We start from the raw sequence: 24,403 nt of genomic DNA on the forward strand, positions 1-24,403 counted from the left end.
CATATATTTCTCCCTAACGGTTTTAATTGTGTAATTATTTGTGAAACCGCAGCTACTTAAAGTCCCGAAAGGCTTACAGAAATCATTCAGCATCCGGCGCGATGTAGTGCTGTATTTCTATAACCGATGGCATTACCATCCTGAGTTAGAGCTCATTCACATCGAACAGGGCTCCGGTACGCAATTCGTGGGCGACAATATCCGCAGTTTCCAGAGTGGTGACTTGCTGCTGATAGGCCCCAATCTCCCTCATTACTGGCGTTGCGACGAAAAGTACTTCCAGCGCGGCAGCCAGCTTTATGCACAGGCGACTGTCGTCCATTTTTCGGAAGAAATTTTTGGCAAAAACTTCCTGGCGCTGCCCGAAAACAAGTCCATCCACGATTTGCTCGTGAAAGCTCGTCTTGGAATGAAGATACTCGGCGAAGGTACTGATAAAGTAAAAATGCTCTTGCACGAGCTTCTCAACCAGACCAGCGGCAATCCGATTATCTCTTTAATGCAAATACTCGAAACGCTGGCCCATTGCGAGGAGATTAACCTGCTCTCCAACACGCAGTACCACAACGAGTACGACCAATACGACACCGACCGCATCAACCATATTTATCAATACTCGATCTCTAATTTCCAGAAGAAGATCTCGATCGAGGAAATCGCTGAAGTAGCCAGCATCAGCCCGCATTCGTTTTGCAGGTATTTCAAAAGCCGCAGCCGCAAAACCTACTCACAGTTTTTGCTGGAATTGCGCATCGGCCACGCCTGCAAACTGCTTTCCGAAAGCCGTATTCCGGTGGCTCAGGTTTGTTTTGAGAGCGGTTTCAACAACTTCGCCAATTTCAATAAGTATTTCAAACTCCACACCGGCAAAAGCCCGATGCAATACCAGAAGGAATTCCGGAAAATCCCTATTTCAGGCCATTTGCCCACTTTTAACACCGTATTATGAAAGTTAACCTGATCAATATCTTCGAAAAGCGTATTCAAGAAGCCGAGATTCACATCGTCGGCAAGCGGATCAGTAAAATCACCGTATCAGGCCCCGAAAACCCTGCCCTGCCTTATGCGTTACCCGGCTTCACGGACGCACATGTACACGTGGAAAGCTCAATGCTCACTCCTGTGCAGTTTGCGAGACTGGCCGTGGTACACGGGACGATTACGACGGTGTCGGATCCTCACGAAATTGCGAATGTACTCGGCGTCGAAGGCGTGCATTTCATGATCGAAGACGGCAGGCGCGTGCCGTTTAAATTCTGCTTCGGTGCGCCTTCGTGTGTCCCCGCGACGGTTTTTGAAACGGCCGGGGCCGTTGTAGACGCGAAACAGGTGGGTGAGCTGCTAGCCAGCGATGATATAGGTTATCTGGCGGAGGTTATGAATTTCCCGGGGGTTTTAAATGAACATCCCGACATGATGGCCAAGATCAATTGGGCCAAACATTATGATAAGGTAATAGACGGCCACGCGCCCGGCCTGCGCGGTGAAGCGGCGAAACAATATGCCAGCTACGGCATCAGTACAGATCATGAATGCTTCACGTACGCGGAAGCGCGCGAAAAGATCAATTATGGGGTAAAAATCCTGATCCGTGAAGGCAGCGCGGCCCGGAATTTCGACGCGCTAATTCCGCTTATCGCCGAGTATCCGGATCACATTATGTTTTGTTCCGATGACAAGCACCCCGACAACCTCGTCGAAGGACATATTAATATGCTCGTCAAACGGGCTCTCGCGCTCGGGTACGATCTCTGGAATATACTGCAAGCCGCCTGCATTAACCCCGTAATGCATTATAATGTGAATGCCGGCTTGCTGCGCGAAGGAGATGCCGCCGATTTTATCCTGATCGACAACCCGAAAGCATTTAACATCCTCGAAACCTGGATCGACGGCGAACTTGTTGCCCAAAATGGCACATCATTAATCCCCGATTTGCGCAGCAGGCACCCTAACTTTTTTGAATGCGCGCCGAAAACTGCGGCAGACTTTAAATGTCCTGCAAATAATTCCGAAACAAGAATCAGGGTGATCGAAGCCTTGGACGGTCAATTGGTTACAAATGAGTGGATAACGGAGGCAAAAATTATCAACGGCGCGATAGTATCTGACCTGGAAAAGGACGTATTAAAGGTGGTTGTCGTAAACCGCTATTCAACTGCACTGCCCGCCATTGCATTCATCCGCAATTTTGGGTTGAAACAAGGCGCATTGGCGTCGTCGGTTGCGCACGATTCGCACAATATAATATGTATAGGATGTGATGATGAAAGTATTGCGCGGGCAGTGAACCTGGTGATGGAAGCACGGGGCGGATTATCCGCTGTGGGGGCGGGATCGGAGCATTTGATCGGGCTCCCGATCGCCGGATTAATGACCGACCGGGACGGCCATGAAGTGGCCGAAAGTTACACGAAAGTCGATCGTTTTGTAAAAGAAACGCTCGGGTCAACATTAAAATCGCCGTTTATGTCGCTGTCGTTCATGGCATTACTGGTGATACCATCGCTAAAACTGAGCGATAAAGGCCTTTTTGACGGGGAAAATTTCAAGTTTACCACGCTAAGTTTATAGAAAGCAGCGATTTTCAGGAAATAGTATCATTAACCTTAGAAATATAATTTTATGATGAAAATATTTTTAAAATATGTTTTTTTATAAATATATTTACAAGTGTAATAATGACATTATTCACAATCATTCCTAACCCCAATTCCAAATCCTGTCCAAACAATGGCTCACCTACGCTACAAGCAAGAAGAAGAACTCTGTTTTTGGGATCAGTTCAGAAAAGGCGATGAAAATGCCTACGCATGCCTCTACCGCTCTTACGTTCACATTCTTTACCAGTACTGTTCGCAATTCACGATCGACAAGCCCCTTATCAAGGATTGTATCCACGATTTGTTTGTAGAATTATGGAGAAACCGCATGACGCTCGGTGACACCACTTCGGTCCGCTTCTACCTGATGGCCTCCATCAAACGCAAATTGGTCCGCCATTTGAATGCACAACAAAAGCACACCAGCAATGAGGATATCCCGGTTGAGTACTGGCACATCAACACCCCTTCCCACGAGAACCAACTGATTTCGGAAGAAGAGTTCGAATCGACCAACCAGCATCTGAATGTGGCCATCAACGGCCTGCCACGCCGCCAGCGCGAGGCTATCTTTCTCAAATTCTATATGAACCTGAACAACCACGAGATCGCAGATTTGATGAAGATAAATATACAATCAGTTTACAACCTGGTTTTTGGTGCGTTGGGTAACCTGAAAAAGCAGATGACGCTCGACCGGCTGACTTTTTGATAGCAGCCTGTTTAAACGTTTAAATACATGCATAGAAAGCGTGGCGAACTCTGCCGCGCTTTTTTTGTGTTAAATTTGCCTTACATTGACAAGCTAAATTCCGACACTTCACCCATGAACACGATTACCACGCCCCTTGCCGAACGCCTCCGCCCGCGGACGCTCGACGACTTCGTAGGGCAGGAAAAGCTACTTGGCCCGAAAGGACCTTTACGGCGGGCTATTTTACAAAATGCCATCCCCTCGATGATTTTTTGGGGACCTCCCGGGGTGGGGAAAACCACCCTCGCATTACTCATCGCCGAAACTACCAAGCGGCAATTCTATAACCTGAGTGCGATCAGTTCCGGCGTGAAGGACTTGCGCGAAGTGCTTGCGCGACCTTCCGGCCTGTTCCCGGCGATCCTTTTTATCGACGAGATACACCGGTACAACAAAAGCCAGCAGGACGCATTACTCGGGGCGGTGGAAAAGGGGCAGGTTACGCTGATTGGCGCCACCACCGAAAACCCGTCGTTCGAAATCAATTCCGCATTGCTCTCTCGCTGCCAGGTATATATTCTGGAAGCATTCGGCGAAAAAGAATTGAAGAACCTCATTGCTCGTGCACTTGAAAAAGACCCCTGGCTGAAAGAAAAGAACATCAAATTCACATCATATGACGCTTTAATGCGCCTTTCCGGTGGCGATGGCCGCAAGCTATTGAACTTGCTGGAATTGGTAGTACTAGGCAAAGGCGAGGCCAAAAAGATCGAAATCACCGACGAATGGGTTACCGAAGTGGCGCAACAGAACATTGCGCGCTACGACAAATCAGGCGAGCAGCACTATGATATTATCTCAGCCTTTATCAAGTCGCTCCGCGGTAGCGATCCTAACGGAGCGGTGTATTGGATGGCGCGGATGATCGTCGCGGGCGAAGATCCGTCATTTATTGCCCGCAGAATGCTCATTATGGCTTCGGAGGACATCGGAAATGCCAACCCGACGGCGATGATCATGGCTAATGCCTGCATGCAGGCCGTGAATGTAATAGGCTATCCCGAATGCCGCATTATACTTTCTCAAACGGCGGTTTACCTAGCCACTTCGCCTAAAAGCAACGCAAGCTACATGGCCATCGGCGAGGCGATCGAAGCTGCAACGCGTACTGCGCACCTGCCTGTGCCCCTGCACCTGCGTAATGCACCCACGAAGCTGATGAAACAGATCGGCTACGGAAAAGACTACAAGTATTCACACGATTTTGAAGGAAACTTCGCGAAACAGGATTTCCTTCCCGACGAGCTGAAGGGTACCAAATTCTTCGAGCCGGGCAGGAATGCGCGGGAAGAGGAGATCAGGAAAAAGTTACAATATTGGTGGGGGGATTGGTACGGCTATTGATCGCCGCGCCGCTTGCGCTTCTTTTCGAACTTCTCGAAGGAGAGGTCCCGCGTGGATACGTCCGGCGCGGATACGGTAGATTTACCTGGTTTTCTCAGGTCGCTTTCCAATTTTTGAGCAAGCTTTTGAAGATTTCCCTCTGTTTCCATGCGCTTTACATAATCGGCAATGGACTCTTCGTTTCCGCTGCTATCATTGATAAGGTTGGTTAAATTGGGGCGTGACTGTTCCATGTGTTGAGTCGAAATGTATATTGACCGGCTTATGTACAGGATAACTGAACAATGCGATTGTAAAGGAGCAAACTTTCCGGAACATTGCAAGTAAAACGGGAACAAAATGTGTCTATTAACATTAACTTGCTGAAAATGTCGAACCAACTATATATGATTCCCGAAAGTATTTCCCTGATTGAAAGACAACTGCTGATTAATCAATGTAAAATCCTCTCTGCTATTGGAAACGAAGACGAACGTGAGCTATACGAAAAGCGGGTTGAAATACTCGAAAAGGGCTATACAGGCCTGTATCCCAAGGTATTCAACAACCTGTACGAAGAAGTCCCCCTGAGTGTTTACAATGAAATCTCCGACATTATGAAAATGTATAGCCGCATCAACGACTCCATTCGCTTGTTGCCGGAAACCGATAAAGAATCACTCGATCTCGCATCGTTGGAATTCGAAGGATTCGACCAGGATAGCGGCATGCATTACTATATGATGTCTTATCTCGTTGATCGTATGGATGAGCATGGCGAGTATAAGGGCCGCGAATTAAAGTCGCACAAAAACAATTCACTGATCAAATACAATCGTATGCTTTCAGTGTATTTCAACTATGAAAAGGTGGAAAAGCATCAATATTCGGTGTCGGATTTGCAAAATTTTATCGACCAGGTCAAAGCGATAGAGCTTGATACCCAGGCATGATAGGCAGTTGCAAACCGTTCGCTAACTAGATGGCGCTCAACGGCTCCAAAAAATATTATTTCGTAAACAAAAAACAATGTTTTGAATAAAGAAATCATTAAGTTTGTATCGAAAACCCATCAAAAGGTTTTCAATAACGTTGAGTAAAATCGGACATCCCGGTTACTTTGTAATTGGGATGTTTTTTTATACCCCTATCCTAATGTAGCTGCATTTTACGAAGCCGGTTGGCATTGCGTCTGAGAAACAAACGGTCGCTCTGGGAATAACGAGTATAGGCGCTTCGCTTTTTCAATTCAACGACCAGCCAGAACCCACCTGCCGCCGCACCCGCGATGGCGATCATCGCCAGCACCGGTCCCAGATTATATATGTTTTGAAGTAACTGTGCCATAGTACACGCTATTAGTCAGGTTTAACAGATAAACCTAAATAATCGTACCAATGGATTTACACCACAGGCCTACAATCTCGCACTAAGCACTTTTACGTCACACCCCACTACGGAATTGTTGACATAACCAACACTCAGTCCTGATACTTTTGCTGATTTTTTTGCCGGAACCGGCGTCTTGATAGTGATGACTTTGGACGTCACCACAGCCTGCACATCATTCAGGTACTTGAACTCCACTTCCACACTTTTTACCGGCGAAGCGGATGTATTTTCAATGACCATATTGTGGATCGCTAGCCCGCCTACCTGGTGCCATTCATTGTTTGTAACGTGTATTTGAGCAGCCAGTTTCTCCGATCCGCCAATGCCGGCCTGCAGCGAATCTCCGGAGGCCAGCACTTTTGTTTCTGTTTTAACGCGTTCTTTCGGTTTCAGAAAGTCGAATTGCTTATAATAGTAAAGGATGTAAATGAACGCACAAACCGGGATAATGGCGCTGGCCCATTTCAACACGGGAATCAGGACCTTTTTGAACTTGCTCTTTTTACCTCTTTTGCTGGGCATATTAACTAACGTTGATAATCGGGGATACTTTAAAGCTCAAATATACCGTTCTGCTGTTTCAAAAAAAGTAGTAGCCCTCCCTTTTTGAATCCGGCCTATAAAAAACAAACCGCTGACTCATCGCCAGCGGTTTGTTTGTGTATCGTGTGAGAAAGGACAATTACTGTCTCACAAATTTCTGTGAGCTTACAGTGCCATCAACATGTGTCACCTGTACTACGTATGCACCTGCCACAAGATTCCGTGCATTGAGCCCTGAAAGTAATGCATTGGAAGCTTCGAACACCACCTTTCCCGCAGCATTCACCACTTTCACCTGGCTTACTTTGCTCCAATCGCCAACATTGAACGTCAGGTTTTGCGACGCGCTTACAGGGTTAGGATAAACCAACGCGATACCGTCGAAATTCAGATGTTCGATGTGGCTGTACGCGAATGTCTCGTCACGGTCAACCATTTTAAGACGGTAATAGTTGTCGCCCCTCAAAGGAGCTGCGTCCGCAAAAGAATAATATTGATTAACCTTGCTTTCCTTGTGCGAGGACAAAGAACCTATTTTTACCCAGTTCTTACCATTCTGGCTGCGTTCGATATCGAAACGATCGCTGTTGGTCTCCTCAGAAGTAGTCCACGACAATGCAGCGGTCTGGCCTTCGGACAGAGCTTTGAAACTAACCAGTGTTACAGGCAGGGCTTTTTCGATAACAAGCCGGAAGACAGTAGTATCGGTCTGTCCGAAATTATTGGTAGTCTCGATATCGAAGTCATAAGTTCCATCCTGACCAGTAGTCGGCGTCCCCGTCAACGTTCCATTAGGACTCAAGGTAATCGTGTTGGGTAGTGAACCCGCCAACACGCGAGCGTTTTGCGCCACGCCAGACAAAGCAAAAGTATAGTCCGCAGGGTTGCCGCAGTTCAGGCTAAATCCTGGCTGACCGTTTCCAGCCACCGCAGTCGTAATACTAACATTCAGTGGATCCCCTACTCTTGTTACGGGAAGTACGCCGCCGGTCATGACAACGGGAGGACGAGAGCTCAATTCGTGAATTCTCAAACCGGTGAAAAGGTTAGCATTCAAAATAGTCACGGATGTTACCTTGATTCGATCGTAAGCACCGCCCGGCACAAATCTTACTGTTGCCAGCCCGTCATTGCCAAAAAGCGTCAGAAGATCCAGGTCAACGAGCAGATTCTCAGCAGTGTGCGGAACACCTACAGCTGTTTCGCCCAGATAAGCCTGGAAAGTGATGTTTTCTAAAACACCAAGGTTGAGCAATGCCGCCGGTTTGGAAATCGTAGCCACAACTTCATTGGTTCCCGGAGAAGTTTTACCGAGAAATACGGTTTGCGAAACCGTTGACGCCACTGCAACCGCTCCATTCTGGAGCAGCGAGAAGTTACCTGCACTTACATCGCCGTCAATGGCACGTTCAGGATTCTGCAATGCATCCGTCAAAGTCAGCGCAATGCCTGCTGCGTGCGGGTTCACACCTGCGAAAGCAAATGAAGCCGCATCACAGGGCCCAAGTACCAGGTTCTCATAGTTTGCGGCATAATCCACCGTCATAGTGATGCGGCCCAAAGCTACCCCTAACAGCTGACTTGTTGAATTATCAAAATTGAGCCCCACGGTCACACTGCTATATGCATTTGTAGGAGTAATAGCAATAAACAAGTCGCCCGCTGCATTGCGCACCAGTTCCCGCGTGGTCGCACCTCCATCCGAAGACACCGAAATAGTCTCATTTTCCAGCAATCCCAGCGCATTGAGCAATGAGCTCAAATCCAGGTTCAAACCGGTTTGCGTCAGGCTATTAATACGTACGTAAGTCGTTTTGCCTGCTGGGACTAACGACCCAAAATTCAGCACCAATGCGGCGTCACTGGAGTACGTTACACTTACACCCGGCAATACGTTGACAACAAGACCCGAAGCAGATATTGTCGCTACCTGACTATCGGATGCGCCGATGGCGTTGTCCTTGTCGTTAACATAAGATGTAGCGAGCGCTTCCGAATTCACTACCGTGCTCGTAGAGGCAATATACTGTTGTGCAAATGCACCCTGCGCCGCGAAAGAAAGCAAAAACACACCTGCTCTCCATCGGGACGGACTCGATACTAATTTCCTAACTAAATGGCCGATAGAACTTTTCATAGTGATAGAAATTTAGAATAGAAAGAAACCGTTATGTGATCAAATAAAAATAAATGCCTGAAATTCAATTAATTATAAATTATACAAATAAAACCTAATCCCGGCAGAACCGGTAGCATGGTCTGAACCAAAGTAGCGACTCATCTGAAGCCCACGCCGAGTCCTATACGCGCAAGCGCCCGATGATCATTCTTGTGAAGATGTCGTCTAACGAATAACCGGAGTGCCGGTCAAGAGAGATGAGCAATAATTTTTGTAATCGTATTATGAATGGTTTAGGTATTGATGACTTTAAGAATATGGGTGAATCCAGTACGTCAATTTAGTTATACTATATTCTCAAACTAAATAGTACTTATTTGCAAATGTATCTATAAATGGATCAAAACAAACCCACATATTTTTAGTATGCATATACCCCCAAAAATTTGGGGGTATCGAACTAATTTTATCTACGCCGTCGTTACAAATTCACCGAAAGTTACTACCGGCAAATAAGTGGCGGGCTCCAATAGGTGGCCTATTTGCTTTACATTTGAGTATTTTGTGTAGCGGAATTGAGTATATCAAAACATGTTAAATATCTGTAAGCATCCGGCGCTTAGACTATAACTATCAAATGATCAAATTGTACAAAATTGGGTCTCAAATTAGGTCGTATAATACTTAAAGTAATTCTATGAATATAGTTTTAGTAGATGAAAACCTCCTTCTTGCAGACGCCCTTCAAAATCTGTTGAAGCTGATTCCGGACGTCGAAATGGTAGAAGCGTACACGGACGGAAAAGATTTCCTGACAGAAAGACGTAGCACTCCCCCCGACATCCTGGTTATGGACCTGGCGCTCAACGGTCAGAATGGTCTCGAATTACTCGACGTGTGTCGATCGACGTTACCAAGGGAAATGAAAGTGATAGTTCTATCGACTGTGACAGACGCCCAAACCGTCAAACATACGATCCGCCGTGGAGCAAACAGCTTCTTGTCTAAATCGACGCTCTTCGAAGAATTCAGGGAATCAATTTTCCAGGTGCGGGCGGGCAAGCAATACATCGGCAAAACCATACGCGACTCCCTGATCAACAGTGTATTCAGCGAAGAGGAAGTGGTTATGCACCTCTCTCCAAGAGAAAAAGAGGTACTCCACAAGGTCTGCGGCGGGCACACCATCAAGGAAATCGCCTATGAGCTGAAACTAAGCGCTCATACGGTTCAATATTACCACCGTAGCGTAATGGATAAACTGAAAGTACGCCGTACCACCGACCTCATTGTATATGCCATGCAGCACGGATTGTATATTCCGGAGGCCAGATAGGTAAGCCCGGCCTCCGGTTACTTTTATCGTCGGGCCATAAGATGCCCGTAGAAGTCAGGGAGCGGATTTAATGCGGTATTCTTCCGCTGATGCCAATAAGGATAGATCGGCGATTTTTCACTGGCCGCATCCAGGCGTTTCACCTGTTCCAGCGTCAGGTTCCAACCCACAGCACCGAGGTTTTGTTTCAATTGCTCCTCATTCCGCGCGCCTATTACGATATTGCTGACAGTCGGGCGTTGTAACAGCCAGTTCAATGCCACTTGCGCAACGGTCTTTTCCGTTTCCGCAGCTACCTCGTCGAGCACATCGATCAGGTTAAAGAAAAAATCCTCGGGTATGGCAGGCCCTTCGCCTCCTCCTTGTGCAATACGGCCTTCCGGCGGCAGAGGCTGGTTTCTGCGATATTTACCGCCCAGGCGTCCCGCAGACAACGGGCTCCATACGATCGTACCTACTTTCTGATCGACGCCGAGCGGCATCAATTCCCATTCCAGTTCCCTGCTCAACAGTGAATAATGCGCCTGGTGCGCAACGTACTTCGCCCACCCATACCGCTCCGAAACCGAGAGCGATTTCATCAGGTGCCAGCCCGAAAAGTTGGAGCACGCAATGTAACGTACCTTTCCTGCGCGGATCAGGTCGTTCAATGCGCTGAGCGTTTCCTCCACCGGTGTCGTGCCATCGAAGCCGTGCATATGGTAAACATCGATGTAATCCGTTTGAAGCCTGCGCAGACTATCCTCACAAGCCTTGATCAGATGAAAACGCCCCGACCCCGACTGGTTCGGCTTATCCCCCATTCTGAACGTTGCTTTGGTGGAAAGAATAATCTTGTCGCGCAGCCCGATAATCGCTTTGCCAAGGATTTCCTCGGACAAACCCTGCGAGTAGACGTTAGCGGTATCGAAAAAATTGAGCCCTGCATCCATACACAACCCGACTAGCTTCGTTGCTTCATCGACCTGTGTGTTGCCCCATGCCTTGAAGAAATCACCCGTACCGCCGAAAGTACCTGTACCAAAGCTGAGCACCGGTACCTTCAAGCCCGATCCTCCCAGTTGTCTGTATTCCATTTGTCTAGATGTTAAAATAATAAAACGAAGCCGGCGTGGCGCGACCTACTCGGCCGAATTAAAGGATAAAATCCCCAAACGTCAAGTCAGAAAGCCCTTTTGTGCACAAAAGGATACAAAAAAAGGCCGGACGCATCCGGCCTTTTGCCTCAATCGCACAATCAGGAATCCGCCAGTTTACCAGGAAGTGTGACGATCTTGGCTGTTCGTTTAGCTAGGTTGGTTACACTATGAAATTGTACGCTTTTCTTTCAATGCCTCTCAAAAAAATATCTTCCCTGAACCTCAGGGAAGATATCCACATTATTTACTCAACGTTCCTCTATTACCTAACCTTTAACTAGCGCAACAGAATGTCTGATCTGCCGTTGCCTGAGCCCCTAGTTCAGTAAGTATGATTCAAATATCATCACGGGATACGGACCTTACGAAATTTGATGTGCAAATGGCCTTTTTGAATGAATATTCGGAAAAATGGGCCTGTTTTGCCTCCCGAAACACCCTTCTTATTATCTTTAAAGGATATTTTTTATAGCAATTTGAATTTCCTGACTTAATAACCTAACCATGAACCGTAGAGAAGCTGTTCAAAGAATAACCTTCCTGTTGGGCGGCGCGATTTCAGCCCCGCTTATGGCCGGTATCACAGGCGAACGTCTGAATTTCGGCCCGTCCCTCGAAGTGTCCGATCAGCAGGAAGCCCTGCTTGCGGAAGTTGCAGATGTTATCATTCCCACTACCGGCACCCCGGGTGCCAAAGCTGCCGGAGCGGAGAAGTTTATCGTGCGCGTAATGCGCGACTGCTATCCGATGGAGGAGCAGAAAAAGTTCTATGATGGTCTTGCTAAAGTGAATGTCCTTGCCAAAGAAACCTATTCCAAGGATTTCGCGGCGCTGGACGCAGCCCAGAAGAACGATATTATCAAAAAGACCACCGTTTCCGACAAGCCTTTTTTCCTGCAAATGAAGGGGCTTACCGTTACCGGTTATTTCACGTCCGAAATCGGTGCGACACAGGCACTCGATTACCTGCCGATCCCCGGCCGGTTCGAGGGTAGCTGGCCCATGCCCAAAGGACAGAAAAGCTGGGCACTTTAATTCGGAAACAATTAACAGGACAGTAGCGGCAGTCAGCCCATGACTTTCCGACTACTCCTGACATTCCAACCTCTTAGAAAAATGGCGAACCTTAATATTGACGCAAAAAAAGACATCACCTACGATGCCATTGTGATCGGCTCCGGAGTTTCCGGCGGCTGGGCGGCGAAAGAACTGACCGAAAAGGGCCTGAGAGTACTCATGCTCGAAAAAGGCAAAAACCTGGAACATGTAACGGGTTATGAAAATGCACTGAAGGCTCCCTGGGAGACCCAATACAACGGCCGCCTGACGGTCAAACAAAAGGAAACACACCCGTTCCTCTCCCGCGATTATCCGTACAACGAAATGACCGAGAAGTACTGGATGAATGACATGGACCAGCCTTACGAAGAGAAAAAGCGCTTCGACTGGTTCCGCCCGAATATCGTCGGTGGAAAATCGATCATGTGGGGACGGCAGTCCTACCGCTGGAGCGACCTCGACTTCGAAGCCAACCTGAAAGACGGTATCGCAGTCGACTGGCCGATCCGTTACAAAGACATTGCTCCATGGTATTCATATGTCGAAAAACATGTGGGCATTTCGGGCGAGAAACTCGGGCTTCCACAATTGCCCGACAGCGACTTCATTGCACCGATGGACATGTACCACGTCGAAAAAGAAGTACGCAAACGCCTCGAAAAAGAGTTCCCCGGCCGGGTGATGACGATCGGACGCGTTGCCAACCTTTCGCAACCGACCAAAATCCAGCTCGATGGCGGCCGCGGCCCTTGCCAGTATCGCAACCGTTGTTCGTACGGCTGCCCCTATGGCGCCTATTTCAGCACCCAGTCGTCAACATTGCCTCCCGCGATGAAAACAGGCCGGTTGACACTCCGCCCAGATTCGGTGGTGCGCGAGATTATTTATGATGGTAAAAAGCAAGGTGGCCGCGCTACCGGCGTACGCGTGGTCGACACGGTCACTTTGCAAGAGCGTGAATTCTTTGCCAATATCATCTTTGTTTGTGCGAGTGCACTGGCATCGACTGCATTGCTCCTCAACTCTACCTCCGACCGCTTCCCGAATGGAATGGGCAACGACTCCGGCGAACTGGGCCATAACCTGATGGACCACCACTTTCGCACAGGCGCGAGCGGTACCTGGGAAGGTGACCTCGACAAATATTACTTCGGCCGCCGCGCAAACGGTATATATGTACCGCGTTATCGCAACATCGGCAACGACAAACGTGATTACCTGCGCGGGTTCGGCTACCAGGGTGGCGGTGGCCGCCAGGGATGGCAGCGTAACGTGGCCGAGCTGGCATTCGGCGCCGATTTCAAGGAGGAACTCACTACTCCGGGCAACTGGACAATGGGCTTCGGCGGCTTCGGTGAAACATTACCCTACCACGAAAACCGGATGTACCTGAACAAGGATAAAAAAGATAAATTCGGTATTCCGACAGTTGTTTTCGATGCGGACCTTCGGGAGAATGAGAAAAAAATGCGCAAGGACATGATGAACGACGCAGCCGAAATGCTCGAAAGATCGGGTGTGAAGAACGTCCGCACTTATGACAACGGCTCGTATCTGGGTATGGCTATCCATGAAATGGGTACTGCCCGTATGGGACGCGACCCCAAAACGTCGGTTTTGAATGGCAACAACCAGATCCACGCGGTGAAAAACGTATTCGTTACCGACGGTGCGGCCATGACTTCCGCGTCGTGTGTGAACCCTTCGCTTACCTATATGGCGCTCACGGCGCGAGCGGTGGATTTCGCTGTGAAAGAATCCAAAAAGAAAAATATCTGATGGTATGTTCAGAGGCCGGGTCACAAAACCCGGCCTCTTTGTCTTAAACCCTTCCTATAACCGCTCATTTTCAACAAATGCTATTTTTTGCAATATTTTGCAATTTTCTGCAAAATTACATTTCTTTGTAGAAAATTCACGCTTACATTCATGGAAGAAAAACTGAGAATCAGCGCCGCCCGGAGAGCAACTTTACTGATATTTCTAGTGTGCGGCATCGGGCTGTCGAGCTGGGCGCCGATGGTGCCTTTTGCCAAAATCAAACTGGGGCTGAATGATGCTGACTTGGGTGTGGTACTGCTTGCATTAGGAGCTGGGGCCATTCTGACAATGCCATTAACCGGATTGCTGATCAATAAATACGGCAGCCGCACGGTGGCCATCGTTTCAGCACTGGTAATCGCTTCTCTTCTTCCATTATTGTTGCTGGCCGGTTCTCCCTACCAGCTTGCCGTCGCATTATTTGTATTTGGTGCAGGAATAGGCTCCATCGATGTTTCTATGAATGCGCAGGCCGTCGTGGTTCAGGAGCGGCACGGCAGTCACATTATGTCTTCATTTCACGGTATGTTCAGCCTGGGCGGGCTCATGGGCTCCATAGGGCTTGGTTTTCTTATCAAAGCCGGCCTGTCACCAACTTACGCGGCCGTTGCCATTTCCGCATTGCTCGTCTTCATTACGGTAACCCAGTCGCGGTACCTGCTCCCCCATTCAGAAGAAGCCAAACTGGATGGTACCAGCTTCGTTTTGCCCAAAGGTCCGGTGGTATTACTGGGCATTATGTGTTTCATTCTTTTTCTTGCCGAAGGCTCCCTGCTCGATTGGAGCGCCGTTTTTCTGCAATTTTCCCGCGGTTTTGATCCTTCATTTTCAGGGCTCGGCTACGCCGCATTTTCAGTGGCCATGGCCGTTATGCGCCTCACCGGCGACGGCATTATTCACCGGCTGGGGCCTGCAAAAGTGGTATTTTACGGTACGCTGCTTGCCGGCGCCGGCTTCATTATGGCAGTTACCATTCCATCTGCCCTGGCCGCATTGGCCGGGTTTGTGATGGTAGGACTGGGTGCCGCCAACGTGGTACCGATATTCTTCACCGCCGCCGGGCGTATTCCCAATGTTCCACCCTCCATCGCATTGTCGGCAGTTACCATTCTGGGCTACTCCGGCCAGCTTGCCGGTCCTGCGCTGATTGGCGTGCTCGCCGAACTCACTTCTTTATCCTGGGCGCTCGGATTGGTTGGCATATTGCTCTTTTTTGTCGCATTCGGCTACAAGCACCGCGATTAGAAAGGCTTCAAAATCAATTTCTCAGCGTCCAGTAGATGCGGTGTAGCCGGGCTCTTTTGCACCAAACCATTCATTCCGGCATGAAAAACCGTATTTTACTCCTTTACTTTATTCTCAGCGCAAGCTGCCTGCTGGCGCAAAACAAGGCCGACCTCTGGTGGAAGAGGAACAATCTGAGGGTTATCCAGATGAACCTTCCCGCCTACGAGGCTGCGACGATCAACGCTGACTCCATTGTAGCCGACCTCATTGCGTGCTCTGCCAACACTCTGTTGATCAACGCGGGAGGCATTATGGCCTTTTACCCTACAAAACTGGATTTTCATTACCCAAACCCCTATCTGAGGGATAATAACCTCCTCGCTGACGTCGTCCGGAAATGCCACGAAAAAGGTATCAAGGTAATCGTCCGCTTCGATTTCAGCCGGGTGCACGAGCGCATTTTCAAAGCCCATCCCGACTGGTGCTACATTTCCCCGAAAGGCGAACGCATCATCAATACCGATATGTACGTGGTGTCCATCAATGCTCCCTATGTGCAGGAAAAGGCATTCAAGATCATTGAGGAGGTGATCAATACCTTCCCGATCGACGGCATTTTCCTGAATATGCCAGGCTATCAGGTCAATAACCCCTACGAAGGCAAATACCACGGCATTGATCAGAACGAATACGATAAAAAGCGCTTCGCGGAATTCAGCGGCGGCAAGGCGCTGCCTACCGAGGAAAACAAGGCAGACCCACTTTTCCAGCAATATCTCGAATTCAAAAAAGCAACTGTCGAAGAGTGGTCGGAAAGGCTGCACAAGCTGGTGAAATCGAAAAATGAGCAGATTGCAATCTGTACTTACTCCGACAAGTTTGTAGATATCATCCGCCATGAGTCGCAAAGCATGACCACGCTGCCCTATTGGCCCTATACTGCTTCGGACAACGTCGGCAATGCGGTCAATTCCTTTCCGGAGCATATTATCAGCAATGCAAGCATCCAGCAAATATCCTTTCAGTCACGGTACAACGCTGTGGAACCGGAAGAAACGCGGATCAGGCTGTACGAGAACATTGCCAACGGCTCAGGCCTGGACATGAGCATGATGGGCGACATGCGCGGATATGAGGACGAACGCAGCTATCCCGTCTTCAGGAAGGTATATGGTTTTCACAAAAAGAATGAAGCCTATTTCGGCAGGTATCAATCGGTAGCCAAAATAGCTGTCGTAGCTCCGGGCGCCTGGCCCAACGGCGAGCCGATGCAAGAATACCGCGGCATTCAACTGATGCTTCGCGAGGCGCATATTCCATTCGATATCGTGGAAGACGGTCGGATCGCTAATCTGGAACAAAAGGTAAAAGATTACAAACTGATCATCCTGCCTGAGATCACCTACCTGAAACCGGAGGCCATCCGAATACTGAAAGAAGCCAGCCAGCAAGGCACCCACCTGATCGCCACCAATCGGACATTGTTTGATAATCCTGAAACCCTGCGAGCGCTTTTTGGCGCAAAAATAGAAAAGAAGGACAACGATGGCGCGGGAAATTACCTCGTGCCCGACGACCGCAGCATTTTCAAGAGCTTCAAGGGACAAAGCATGCTTTTCTGGAAATTCAACCTCGGCCTGTACAACCTTTCAGGTGCAGATCTAAAACTGCTTCCTATCTTAACAAAAGGCCGCCCAGGCCCGCCCGAAATCATCGGCGGCCACGATCCCACCGGTTACTATGCACTGGGTATTAAAAATCATCCCCACAGCAAAGCAGCACTTTTCCCAATTAACCTCGGCCGGATATACTATATGCATGGCTATCAGGAACACAAAAACCTTTTGCTGGATATGATCCGCCACATGCTACCTGAAATCGCACAGGATTTCAATACGAATGCACCGGCGCGGGTCGAAACAGTGTTGAAAAAGTTTACTCGCAATACCCCCGAAAAACAGTCGAAAAACACCCCCGACGGCCAGATTTTGCATCTGATCAACCTCACTGGTTTCAGCGGAAATACCTATTTCGAACCACTGCCTGTCAACGATTTGCAATTCAGGATCAGGCTGGTGAAAAAACCGCAAAAAGTGTTTACATTGACGAATCACAAGCCTTTAAACTTCATCTGGAAAGACGGCGCGATCACTGTCTCGCTCGCTCGCCTCGCGGAGTTCGAAAGCATTGTGATGGAATGGTAAACTAAATCAAACGCTACCCCATGAAACCAAGACTCCTCCTGCGCATTGCTGCGCTGTGTATCCTCATTCACCTGATCGGGCATTTTTTCGGCCATATTACATGGAAAGAAACCCCCGATCCCATTAAACAGGAAGTGATCAGGCAGATGACCGGGCCGAAATTCGAGTTCATGGGTGCTATGCGAAGCATGGGCGACTATTTTGAAGGTTACGGCCTCATTCTGTTCGTCGTATATGGTATGTCGATCATGCTTATTCTTTCTGCAGCACGATATGCCGACAGCAACCACGACATTGCCCGCAACGTACTCACACCCATCGGGATCGGTTACGTTGCTATGGGTATTATTGAATTTGTGTACTTTTTCCCGTTCGCCGGTTCCATCAGTCTCGTTGCGGGCCTGCTGGTGGTACTGGCTATTTTCCTGAACGGCTAACTACAATTTGGGAGCGTCTGGCTTGTTGGGCGCTTCTCCCGGATTTATGCCGCGGGTTTTTAGTTTGCGGCCATAAGTCTTACCATTGATTTTGATGTACAGTACATCGGAACTGTCGCCGCCAAATGTTATTTTGCTGGCTACACCATTGGGTGTAGGTAAAATAGCATTCACGCGGCCGGTCTGATCGAGGATTTGCACACCTGAATTCGTAGCTACATAAATCCGGCCATCTCGGTCACAAACAATGCCGGAGGCTCCGGCTTTATTTTCGGCATCGGATACGTGTAGCCATCCAAATCGTTGCCTGTACGCCAGTTTCCGGTTCGGTTGCACCTGATAGGAATACACCCAATGGGAAGTCGAGTCGATGGTGTAAACCAATGTCTGATCGGGTGAAAGCGCCGCGGCTCCGGCTTTCAGTGTTTTCAAAGAATTCGCGCTGGAAGGTGTCGGTTTTCCTTTCATGGGAAAAGCGTCGGTAGTCTCCGTCCAATTCTCTCCCGGAATCAACAAAGCCGACAGAAATGCATTTTGCGACTGTCCTTTTTGGACCGGCTCCGGCCAGCTCTTCCACAAATAGCGCATTGCGTCGGGAAACAGCGCCGTCCCCTGCTTACCATTATGGCCGCCCTCACCCCATTGATGTTTCACCTCGTAACCGGCAAATGTCAACGCCCGCAGCATGGTCTGATTCGCCATCCACCAATCACCGGCGTAGATATTCAGGTCATTGGCACCATCCTGCATGTAAATGCGGATGGGTTTGGGCTCAACTTTTCGGAGTAATGTCGGGTAACGGTCCGCTCCGCGCAGGCCTACATAGGTCCCTATTGCACTGAAAACGCGCGAAAAAGCATCCGGTCGTTCCCATGCAGCTGTGAATGCACACACAGCCCCGCTGCTGGAACCACCGATCGCGCGGTCGTTACCGTTTTTGGAAAGGCGGATTTGGCGGCCATCACTCGTTTTCTGCTTTTCAACTTCCGGAAGGATTTCGTCGAGAATAAACCGCGCGTAAGCATCGCCCAAGCCGTCATACTCGAAGCTGCGGTTGAAACGGTCGTTCGCGGTATTCGGATCGGTCGCCTTCACACGGCCGTGCATCACGAAAACGCCGATCGTGACCGGCATTTCCTTTTGATGAATGAGGTTGTCGAACACCGTTGGGGCCTTCCATTGAATCCCGTCCTGGTTTACATACACACATGCGGGCGTATCGGGCTTGTATTGCGCAGGCACATACACCCAATACTCGCGCCACGTGCCCGGGAATATTTTGGATTGATCGAAAACAAATTTTAGAACCTCGCCCTTGGGTACGCCCGGATGTTCTTCGGATGCGGGATCTACCGGGTAGTTTTCCTCCAGGGTCTGGGCATTGGCCCAAAAAGGCGTAAAAAAGCAGAACAGGAGCAGAAGATGCTTCATGCAGGTGTGTACTTAAATTGGAAAAACATTTACAAATAGCTCAGCCACCATGTCCGCTTCCGCGCCCGGTAATCACCGTACCATTTGCAAGGCCAGTACATCGCCACGACGATCAATATCCAGATCAGGTAGGTTTGCCCGAGCGGATACCCGAATTCGTTGGGCCGGAACTTGAAGAAAAGGCTGTCGTCCGTTGCCTGCTGCCAGGTGTATCCCGATAAGAAAACAATCACCATCGTCATGATGTGGATCACGTAAAAATGGACGAGGAAGAAAAAGAACGGAACTCTGCCATAGACTGTGCAAATGCGGCTGAATGCATTGTCCGTCTGCTCGGTAAGGGCCAACAGAATGAGTATCGGCCCCTGCGTCATGAAAGTAAAAAACAGCGAAGGCGGATATTTGGTCACATTCAGGAAAGACATGAAGGTTTTGATACCGGTATCCTGCATCGACCAGGGCGCCGGGTCGCCATATCGGTTGATCAGCCTCAAAACAACAAACAGCACCGTGAGTAACGAGCCGATCAGCATGAGCAGTTTCCTCCGTCGCACGGGATCCGCATTGCGCTTATACAGCATACCCAGTCCGTACCCCGCCATCATAATGCCCGCCCAGGGAAATATCACATATAGGAAAACAATTGCGCCGCCGTCGGGCCGGGGCAGGAATGTGCCCCTACCGGTGAAGAATATGCGCAGGAGAATGTCGGCGGTAGAATTTTCCTGCAACTTCACATAATCCAGCAGGTTATGCCCGAGCACCAATGCCAGACCGAGTATCAGAACGGTCTTCGGGGACGCAAACCGTACCGCAATGCCGAGTACGATCATGGCCCCGCCCAGCGCCCAGAATACGGCGAAAAAGAGTGTTTTGTAATAAATATCAAATGTGAATGCGAATGTCATAAACACCATTTCTACCAAAATAAGCCAGAATCCACGCTTGATCAGGAAAGCCGACTTCTCCGCGGCCGTTTTGTTCAGGCCCGACAAATAGGCTGATAGTCCCGAGAGCATCATGAACGATGGCGCGCAGTAATGCGTAATCCAGCGGGTGAAAAACAATGCGGGCGTGGTGGTAGCAAGGTCGGTAGGGTCGCCGGTGGCGCCGGCGATGTGGAAGAAGTCGCGTACATGGTCGAGAGCCATGATAATGATGATCAGGCCGCGAACAGTGTCGATCGACCGGATACGGTTGGTGAGGGTGCTGGTGGCTGTGGTATACATGACTAATGTGAGTTGATGACAACTGACCTAAGAAGCCACATAAATTACTGATTTACTGCCTATGTACCTCTAACAAACGGCAACAAAAATCCCGGCATTCTTCAACAAAGGCTGAATAATGCCGGGATAAGAAGGTGGAATTCCGGTTACAGCAATGCTGCTCCGAAAACGCCCGCGCTATCACCCAATTTGGGTTTCACGATCGGCGTTGTGACGATGCCCTTATTGAAAATATACTTGCGAATGCGCTCGTAGCCTGCGGTGTAAAGCAGGTCGATATTACCTACACCACCACCAATCACGATCAGGTTCGGATCAAGCACGTTAATGAGGGTCGAAATCGCCCGGCCATAGTATTCCAGCAGCCGCTCGATAGTCGCTTTGGCATGCTCATCGTTACCGGCGTAATATCTTTCAAGCACGGTTTTCATGGTTACCTTCTCTCCGCTCAGCCTTTCGTAATGGCGTTCCAATGCGGGACCCGAGATCACCTGTTCCACACATCCCGCTTTTCCACAATAACAAGGTTCCCCGCCCTCTTCAAGAATATTGTGGCCCCATTCGCCACCGATACCGTGGTGCCCACCGATAATTTTGTTATTCACAACCAATCCGCCGCCTACTCCAGTGCCCATAATCACGCCGAACACCACCTCCGCGCCGTGGTAATCTTTACCTGCGCCCATCAATGCCTCTGCCAATGCAAAGCAGTTTGCATCGTTGGCCAGCTCACAGGGTACACCCAGTATTTTTTCAAGATCAGCCTTCAAAGGCATTCCATTGAGGCAGGTCGTATTCGAGTTTTTCATCAACTGCGAATCCGGTTCGAGGACGCCGGGCGTCGCGAATCCGATTTTGCGTGGCCGCTCACCTACCTGGTCCGCTACCATCTCGATCAGCTTCTTGATTTGCGACAGAATATGGTCATAGCCATTCACGGATTCCGTCGGCACGCGCATACGTACTACCACTTCCAGATTCCTTTCGGGATCCAGCACTGCACATTCTATTTTGGTACCTCCTAAGTCGATTCCCCAGAGTTTCATTGTTGGTTTTTTTTAAGACTTCGGCTATCGGCAATCGGCTTTCGGCTGACTCTCAGTTGACCAAAAGCGATTGCCGACGGCCGAAGTATCCTTATTCGTTTTGTTAATTAATTTTTAGACTTCGGCTATCGGCAGTCGGCTTTCGGCTGGCTTTCAGTTGATCAAAAAGCCGATTGCTGATTGCCGACGGCCGAAGTACATCAATGTGATTTATAAAACTTATATCCAAACAGGAAGATCACCGCGTAGCAGATAATCGGCAGGTAATAGGCGTGCGCCACGTTGGTTTCTGCCACTGCGCCCATCAGGAATGGGAAGAAAGCTCCTCCCGCTACACCCATCGCGATGAACGACGAGCCTTGCTGGGTATGCGCTCCCAGGTTTTTCAAACCAAGGCTGAAAATCGTCGGGAACATGATACTAAAAAAGAAGTTCAGCATCATGAGCGCAATGAAAGACGGCCATCCCCACGCCTGAGCCACGATAAGGCACATCACGATGTTGCTGAATGCAAAAATAGCCAGCAATGTGTGCGGAGCGATGAAACGCATCAGGAAAGTCCCCACGAACCGTCCTGCAAGCATCAAGGCCATAAAACCGATCATATAGTTGGCTGCCACGGCGTCGGAGAAGCCCATTTTCTCGTGGCCGTAGTTGATAAAGAAAGCCCAGGTACCGCCTTGCGCAGCCACATTGAAGAACTGCGCAGCCACCGCCCATACGAAATGGCGGTGCTGAAACAATGACTTGCCTGGCTCTGAATCCACATTCACCGCGTCCGGATCAATATCGGCAGCATGCGGGTCGATCAGCGCGGGTACTTTTACAAATGAGAAGGCCAGGGCAATCAACGCGATCACTGAACCGATCGCGATGTAAAGATTTTTTACGGAAGTGAGATCGGTGCTGCCTTCGACATGGTTACGAAAAAGGAAATAACCGCCGATCGCAGGCCCGAGGATAGCTCCCAAAGCGTTGAATGCCTGTGCGAAATTGATCCGCTGATCGCTGGTGCGCTGGTCGCCCAGCGAAGCCACAAACGGGTGAGCCACGGTTTCAAGCGTCGCCAAACCACAACCCAGGATAAACAGCGCAATGCCGAAGAAAGGGAAAGAAGCGGTGCTGGCCGCCGGAACGAACAGGAACGCACCGAGCGCAAACAGTGACAGGCCGAGCAATACGCCGTTTTTATAACCAAACCGTTTCATGAACAAACCCGCGGGGATACCCATGATGAAATAAGCCCCGAAAATCGCAAACTGCACGAATGCCGATTGGGTCTTACTCAGGCTGAGTACTTTCTGAAAGTGCTTGTTGAGCACGTCTCCCATCGTAATCGCAATCCCCCAGAACATGAAAAGGGATGTAACAAAGACCAGGGTAACAAGGTATTTTTTGTCAGTAAACTTAGGCGGGGAGGCGTGAACGGTGCCGACAGACGAATGGTTGCTCATTTAGCTGAATAGTAAAATTAAATATTAGGTTCGGTCTATTTTTGCAAATGTAAATCAGAGAAATTTAAAAACTGTATCCAGTCGAACATTTTAACGTCGTGCCCGCCCGGCCGGATATGGAAGCTGATTTGACCCGATACAGGCTGATTCAGCGCCGGAAATGGGACGTCGGGAAAACCGCTCGTCCCTAAAAACCGGTACACGGAGTCCGCGGCCCGCGCGGTGGCGAACTCACCCTGCGGATCGGCATTTCTGTCGTCCTCGGCCGTGGCCAGGTAAACCGGCCGCGGGGCAATGAGCGAAAGGACAAAATGCTGATCGAACGGCAACTCGGTATCTTTCCCTTTGTATTTACCCAAACTCCGGGCATACCAATGCGGGAATACCGTGCATAGCCGGTTAATATCCTCACCGATCCCGCGGCGGAACTGCTTGCCGCCACCCGCGCCCGACTCATTGCTCAGTACGGCAGCAAACCGCCGATCCGTGGCACCTGCCCAGAGCGCAGCCTTACCCAACCGCGAAAAACCGAACACCGCTACGCGTTTGGCATCGATCTCCTTATCGGTTTCCAGATAGTCCAGCCCGCGGCTCAAAGCCCACGCCCAGGCAGCAATCGTACCGAAATTATCTTCACGCTGCTGCAACTCCGGATATAATGCGTGCACGCCCGTTTGAAACGCGTACTCCTTCCGGTCCGAAGCGATTTCCTCGCGGTAGAGCGTCACCAGCGCGTACCCGCGTGCAAGGATGCTATCCACCGCCCATTGCGAGGCATTCACGCCCCGGCAGGCATCCCCTGCCTTCCCTCCGGCTGAGCAAGGGAACATTCCGCTCTTTTCGACCCAGGCGGTCGTCAGTTTAATACCCGGATCGGCATGAATGGCCTGGTTACCGATGAAATTGAGCCCGATAATGGCAGGCACCGGATGTTTGGCGTGATTGGGAATGTAAATCAGCAGGTCGAAACTCGCTTCCTTGCCTTTTTCGGTGATATGAACCATGACCTGCTTCCGCGTTGCTTTGCCGCCCAATGCATTTTTATCCAGATCAAACACTTCGAAACGCATGTTTTGTGGCTTTTCGGGGGCCACGCCATACATTTCGCGCGTCATGATTTCGAGAATTTCCTTCCGCCTGCCTTCCCACTCCTTTACCGATTTCACCTTCTTTCCATTGTTGAAAGTAAATGGATCCGGTAATGCCCTATTGCCCTCCTGGGCGAATAGTATTTGGGATAAGACAGTCAGGCACAATGCCGACGCGAAAACAAAAACCCTCATGAT

21 protein-coding genes are annotated in these 24,403 nt (G+C 49.6%); 11 read left to right on the top strand and 10 right to left on the bottom strand.

Features of this window, described 5'->3' with window-relative positions; genetic code table 11:
* Positions 1-40 precede the first annotated feature (40 nt).
* From AC2YIT_RS15400 to AC2YIT_RS15415, 4 genes are all read left to right on the top strand, one after another.
* Positions 41-949 (top strand): AraC family transcriptional regulator, encoded by a 909-nt coding sequence (locus tag AC2YIT_RS15400; RefSeq protein ID WP_487279732.1) that lies wholly within the window; start codon positions 41-43, stop codon positions 947-949.
* Complete coding sequence (gene ade / locus AC2YIT_RS15405; protein WP_487279733.1) at positions 946-2,574, top strand: adenine deaminase; 1,629 nt, start codon at positions 946-948, stop codon at positions 2,572-2,574. Before AC2YIT_RS15400 ends, ade begins: the two co-directional genes overlap by 4 nt.
* Positions 2,575-2,733: 159 nt before the next feature.
* Positions 2,734-3,315 carry an RNA polymerase sigma factor gene (locus AC2YIT_RS15410; protein WP_138364844.1) on the top strand — a complete coding sequence of 194 codons (582 nt, stop codon included), beginning with the start codon at positions 2,734-2,736 and terminating at the stop codon, positions 3,313-3,315.
* Between the two features lie 114 nt (positions 3,316-3,429).
* The gene (locus AC2YIT_RS15415) at positions 3,430-4,701 is read left to right on the top strand and encodes a replication-associated recombination protein A (RefSeq protein ID WP_487279734.1); all 1,272 of its coding nucleotides are present in this window, start codon (positions 3,430-3,432) and stop codon (positions 4,699-4,701) included.
* Here the strand turns inward: AC2YIT_RS15415 and AC2YIT_RS15420 are convergent.
* Positions 4,695-4,934 carry a hypothetical protein gene (locus AC2YIT_RS15420; RefSeq protein ID WP_487279735.1) on the bottom strand — a complete coding sequence of 80 codons (240 nt, stop codon included), beginning with the start codon at positions 4,932-4,934 and terminating at the stop codon, positions 4,695-4,697. The two genes, AC2YIT_RS15415 and AC2YIT_RS15420, sit on opposite strands and share 7 nt — an antisense overlap.
* A 135-nt stretch (positions 4,935-5,069) precedes the next feature.
* Between AC2YIT_RS15420 and AC2YIT_RS15425 the strand changes: the two genes are divergently transcribed.
* The gene (locus tag AC2YIT_RS15425) at positions 5,070-5,633 is read left to right on the top strand and encodes a YfbU family protein (protein WP_487279736.1); all 564 of its coding nucleotides are present in this window, start codon (positions 5,070-5,072) and stop codon (positions 5,631-5,633) included.
* A gap of 199 nt (positions 5,634-5,832) precedes the next feature.
* On the opposite strand, the gene AC2YIT_RS15430 is transcribed toward AC2YIT_RS15425, so the two are convergent.
* From AC2YIT_RS15430 to AC2YIT_RS15440, 3 genes are all read right to left on the bottom strand, one after another.
* Positions 5,833-6,027, bottom strand: a complete 195-nt coding sequence (locus AC2YIT_RS15430) for a hypothetical protein (RefSeq protein WP_430845507.1) — start codon at positions 6,025-6,027, stop codon at positions 5,833-5,835.
* A gap of 69 nt (positions 6,028-6,096) precedes the next feature.
* Positions 6,097-6,594 carry a hypothetical protein gene (locus AC2YIT_RS15435; protein WP_487279737.1) on the bottom strand — a complete coding sequence of 166 codons (498 nt, stop codon included), beginning with the start codon at positions 6,592-6,594 and terminating at the stop codon, positions 6,097-6,099.
* A 160-nt stretch (positions 6,595-6,754) separates the two neighbouring features.
* Positions 6,755-8,752, bottom strand: coding sequence for a T9SS type A sorting domain-containing protein (locus tag AC2YIT_RS15440; RefSeq protein ID WP_487279738.1), 1,998 nt, complete (start codon positions 8,750-8,752; stop codon positions 6,755-6,757).
* 679 nt (positions 8,753-9,431) lie between these two features.
* On the opposite strand from AC2YIT_RS15440, the gene AC2YIT_RS15445 reads away from it, so the two are divergent.
* Complete coding sequence (locus AC2YIT_RS15445; RefSeq protein ID WP_430845504.1) at positions 9,432-10,070, top strand: response regulator; 639 nt, start codon at positions 9,432-9,434, stop codon at positions 10,068-10,070.
* Positions 10,071-10,093: 23 nt separating this feature from the next.
* Here AC2YIT_RS15445 and AC2YIT_RS15450 read toward each other — a convergent pair whose 3' ends face one another.
* Entirely contained in the window at positions 10,094-11,146 is a 1,053-nt protein-coding gene (locus AC2YIT_RS15450; protein ID WP_487279739.1) for an aldo/keto reductase, read from the bottom strand.
* 567 nt (positions 11,147-11,713) lie between these two features.
* Between AC2YIT_RS15450 and AC2YIT_RS15455 the strand changes: the two genes are divergently transcribed.
* From AC2YIT_RS15455 to AC2YIT_RS15475, 5 genes are all read left to right on the top strand, one after another.
* Complete coding sequence (locus AC2YIT_RS15455; protein WP_430845502.1) at positions 11,714-12,244, top strand: gluconate 2-dehydrogenase subunit 3 family protein; 531 nt, start codon at positions 11,714-11,716, stop codon at positions 12,242-12,244.
* Positions 12,245-12,325: 81 nt separating this feature from the next.
* The gene (locus AC2YIT_RS15460) at positions 12,326-14,047 is read left to right on the top strand and encodes a GMC oxidoreductase (protein ID WP_487279740.1); all 1,722 of its coding nucleotides are present in this window, start codon (positions 12,326-12,328) and stop codon (positions 14,045-14,047) included.
* A 150-nt stretch (positions 14,048-14,197) separates the two neighbouring features.
* Entirely contained in the window at positions 14,198-15,334 is a 1,137-nt protein-coding gene (locus tag AC2YIT_RS15465; protein ID WP_430845500.1) for an MFS transporter, read from the top strand.
* 80 nt (positions 15,335-15,414) lie between these two features.
* Positions 15,415-17,520, top strand: coding sequence for an alpha-amylase family protein (locus AC2YIT_RS15470; protein ID WP_487279741.1), 2,106 nt, complete (start codon positions 15,415-15,417; stop codon positions 17,518-17,520).
* 20 nt (positions 17,521-17,540) lie between these two features.
* The gene (locus AC2YIT_RS15475) at positions 17,541-17,957 is read left to right on the top strand and encodes an LIC_13387 family protein (RefSeq protein ID WP_487279742.1); all 417 of its coding nucleotides are present in this window, start codon (positions 17,541-17,543) and stop codon (positions 17,955-17,957) included.
* Here AC2YIT_RS15475 and AC2YIT_RS15480 read toward each other — a convergent pair whose 3' ends face one another.
* The 5 genes from AC2YIT_RS15480 to AC2YIT_RS15500 form a co-directional block, all read right to left on the bottom strand.
* Positions 17,958-19,388 carry an SMP-30/gluconolactonase/LRE family protein gene (locus AC2YIT_RS15480; RefSeq protein WP_487279743.1) on the bottom strand — a complete coding sequence of 477 codons (1,431 nt, stop codon included), beginning with the start codon at positions 19,386-19,388 and terminating at the stop codon, positions 17,958-17,960.
* Positions 19,389-19,417: 29 nt separating this feature from the next.
* Complete coding sequence (locus tag AC2YIT_RS15485) at positions 19,418-20,617, bottom strand: acetyltransferase domain-containing protein (protein WP_487279744.1); 1,200 nt, start codon at positions 20,615-20,617, stop codon at positions 19,418-19,420.
* A gap of 146 nt (positions 20,618-20,763) precedes the next feature.
* On the bottom strand, positions 20,764-21,663 hold the full coding sequence (locus AC2YIT_RS15490) for an ROK family protein (RefSeq protein WP_487279745.1): 900 nt from the start codon (positions 21,661-21,663) through the stop codon (positions 20,764-20,766).
* 200 nt (positions 21,664-21,863) lie between these two features.
* Entirely contained in the window at positions 21,864-23,117 is a 1,254-nt protein-coding gene (gene fucP / locus AC2YIT_RS15495; RefSeq protein ID WP_487279746.1) for an L-fucose:H+ symporter permease, read from the bottom strand.
* A gap of 35 nt (positions 23,118-23,152) precedes the next feature.
* Positions 23,153-24,400, bottom strand: a complete 1,248-nt coding sequence (locus AC2YIT_RS15500; protein WP_487279747.1) for a glucuronyl esterase domain-containing protein — start codon at positions 24,398-24,400, stop codon at positions 23,153-23,155.
* Positions 24,401-24,403 lie beyond the last annotated feature (3 nt).

Source organism: Dyadobacter sp. SRI_021, from assembly GCF_057586235.1.

Coding starts and splice junctions, on each gene's coding strand:
- AC2YIT_RS15490 (WP_487279745.1), bottom strand. CDS start 21,663: ATGAAACTCTGGGGAATCGACTTAGGAGGTACCAAAATAGAATGTGCA.
- AC2YIT_RS15420 (WP_487279735.1), bottom strand. CDS start 4,934: ATGGAACAGTCACGCCCCAATTTAACCAACCTTATCAATGATAGCAGC.
- AC2YIT_RS15445 (WP_430845504.1), top strand. CDS start 9,432: ATGAATATAGTTTTAGTAGATGAAAACCTCCTTCTTGCAGACGCCCTT.
- AC2YIT_RS15465 (WP_430845500.1), top strand. CDS start 14,198: ATGGAAGAAAAACTGAGAATCAGCGCCGCCCGGAGAGCAACTTTACTG.
- fucP (WP_487279746.1), bottom strand. CDS start 23,117: ATGAGCAACCATTCGTCTGTCGGCACCGTTCACGCCTCCCCGCCTAAG.
- AC2YIT_RS15455 (WP_430845502.1), top strand. CDS start 11,714: ATGAACCGTAGAGAAGCTGTTCAAAGAATAACCTTCCTGTTGGGCGGC.
- AC2YIT_RS15475 (WP_487279742.1), top strand. CDS start 17,541: ATGAAACCAAGACTCCTCCTGCGCATTGCTGCGCTGTGTATCCTCATT.
- AC2YIT_RS15415 (WP_487279734.1), top strand. CDS start 3,430: ATGAACACGATTACCACGCCCCTTGCCGAACGCCTCCGCCCGCGGACG.
- ade (WP_487279733.1), top strand. CDS start 946: ATGAAAGTTAACCTGATCAATATCTTCGAAAAGCGTATTCAAGAAGCC.
- AC2YIT_RS15500 (WP_487279747.1), bottom strand. CDS start 24,400: ATGAGGGTTTTTGTTTTCGCGTCGGCATTGTGCCTGACTGTCTTATCC.
- AC2YIT_RS15430 (WP_430845507.1), bottom strand. CDS start 6,027: ATGGCACAGTTACTTCAAAACATATATAATCTGGGACCGGTGCTGGCG.
- AC2YIT_RS15450 (WP_487279739.1), bottom strand. CDS start 11,146: ATGGAATACAGACAACTGGGAGGATCGGGCTTGAAGGTACCGGTGCTC.
- AC2YIT_RS15470 (WP_487279741.1), top strand. CDS start 15,415: ATGAAAAACCGTATTTTACTCCTTTACTTTATTCTCAGCGCAAGCTGC.
- AC2YIT_RS15460 (WP_487279740.1), top strand. CDS start 12,326: ATGGCGAACCTTAATATTGACGCAAAAAAAGACATCACCTACGATGCC.
- AC2YIT_RS15410 (WP_138364844.1), top strand. CDS start 2,734: ATGGCTCACCTACGCTACAAGCAAGAAGAAGAACTCTGTTTTTGGGAT.
- AC2YIT_RS15440 (WP_487279738.1), bottom strand. CDS start 8,752: ATGAAAAGTTCTATCGGCCATTTAGTTAGGAAATTAGTATCGAGTCCG.
- AC2YIT_RS15425 (WP_487279736.1), top strand. CDS start 5,070: ATGTCGAACCAACTATATATGATTCCCGAAAGTATTTCCCTGATTGAA.
- AC2YIT_RS15485 (WP_487279744.1), bottom strand. CDS start 20,617: ATGTATACCACAGCCACCAGCACCCTCACCAACCGTATCCGGTCGATC.
- AC2YIT_RS15435 (WP_487279737.1), bottom strand. CDS start 6,594: ATGCCCAGCAAAAGAGGTAAAAAGAGCAAGTTCAAAAAGGTCCTGATT.
- AC2YIT_RS15480 (WP_487279743.1), bottom strand. CDS start 19,388: ATGAAGCATCTTCTGCTCCTGTTCTGCTTTTTTACGCCTTTTTGGGCC.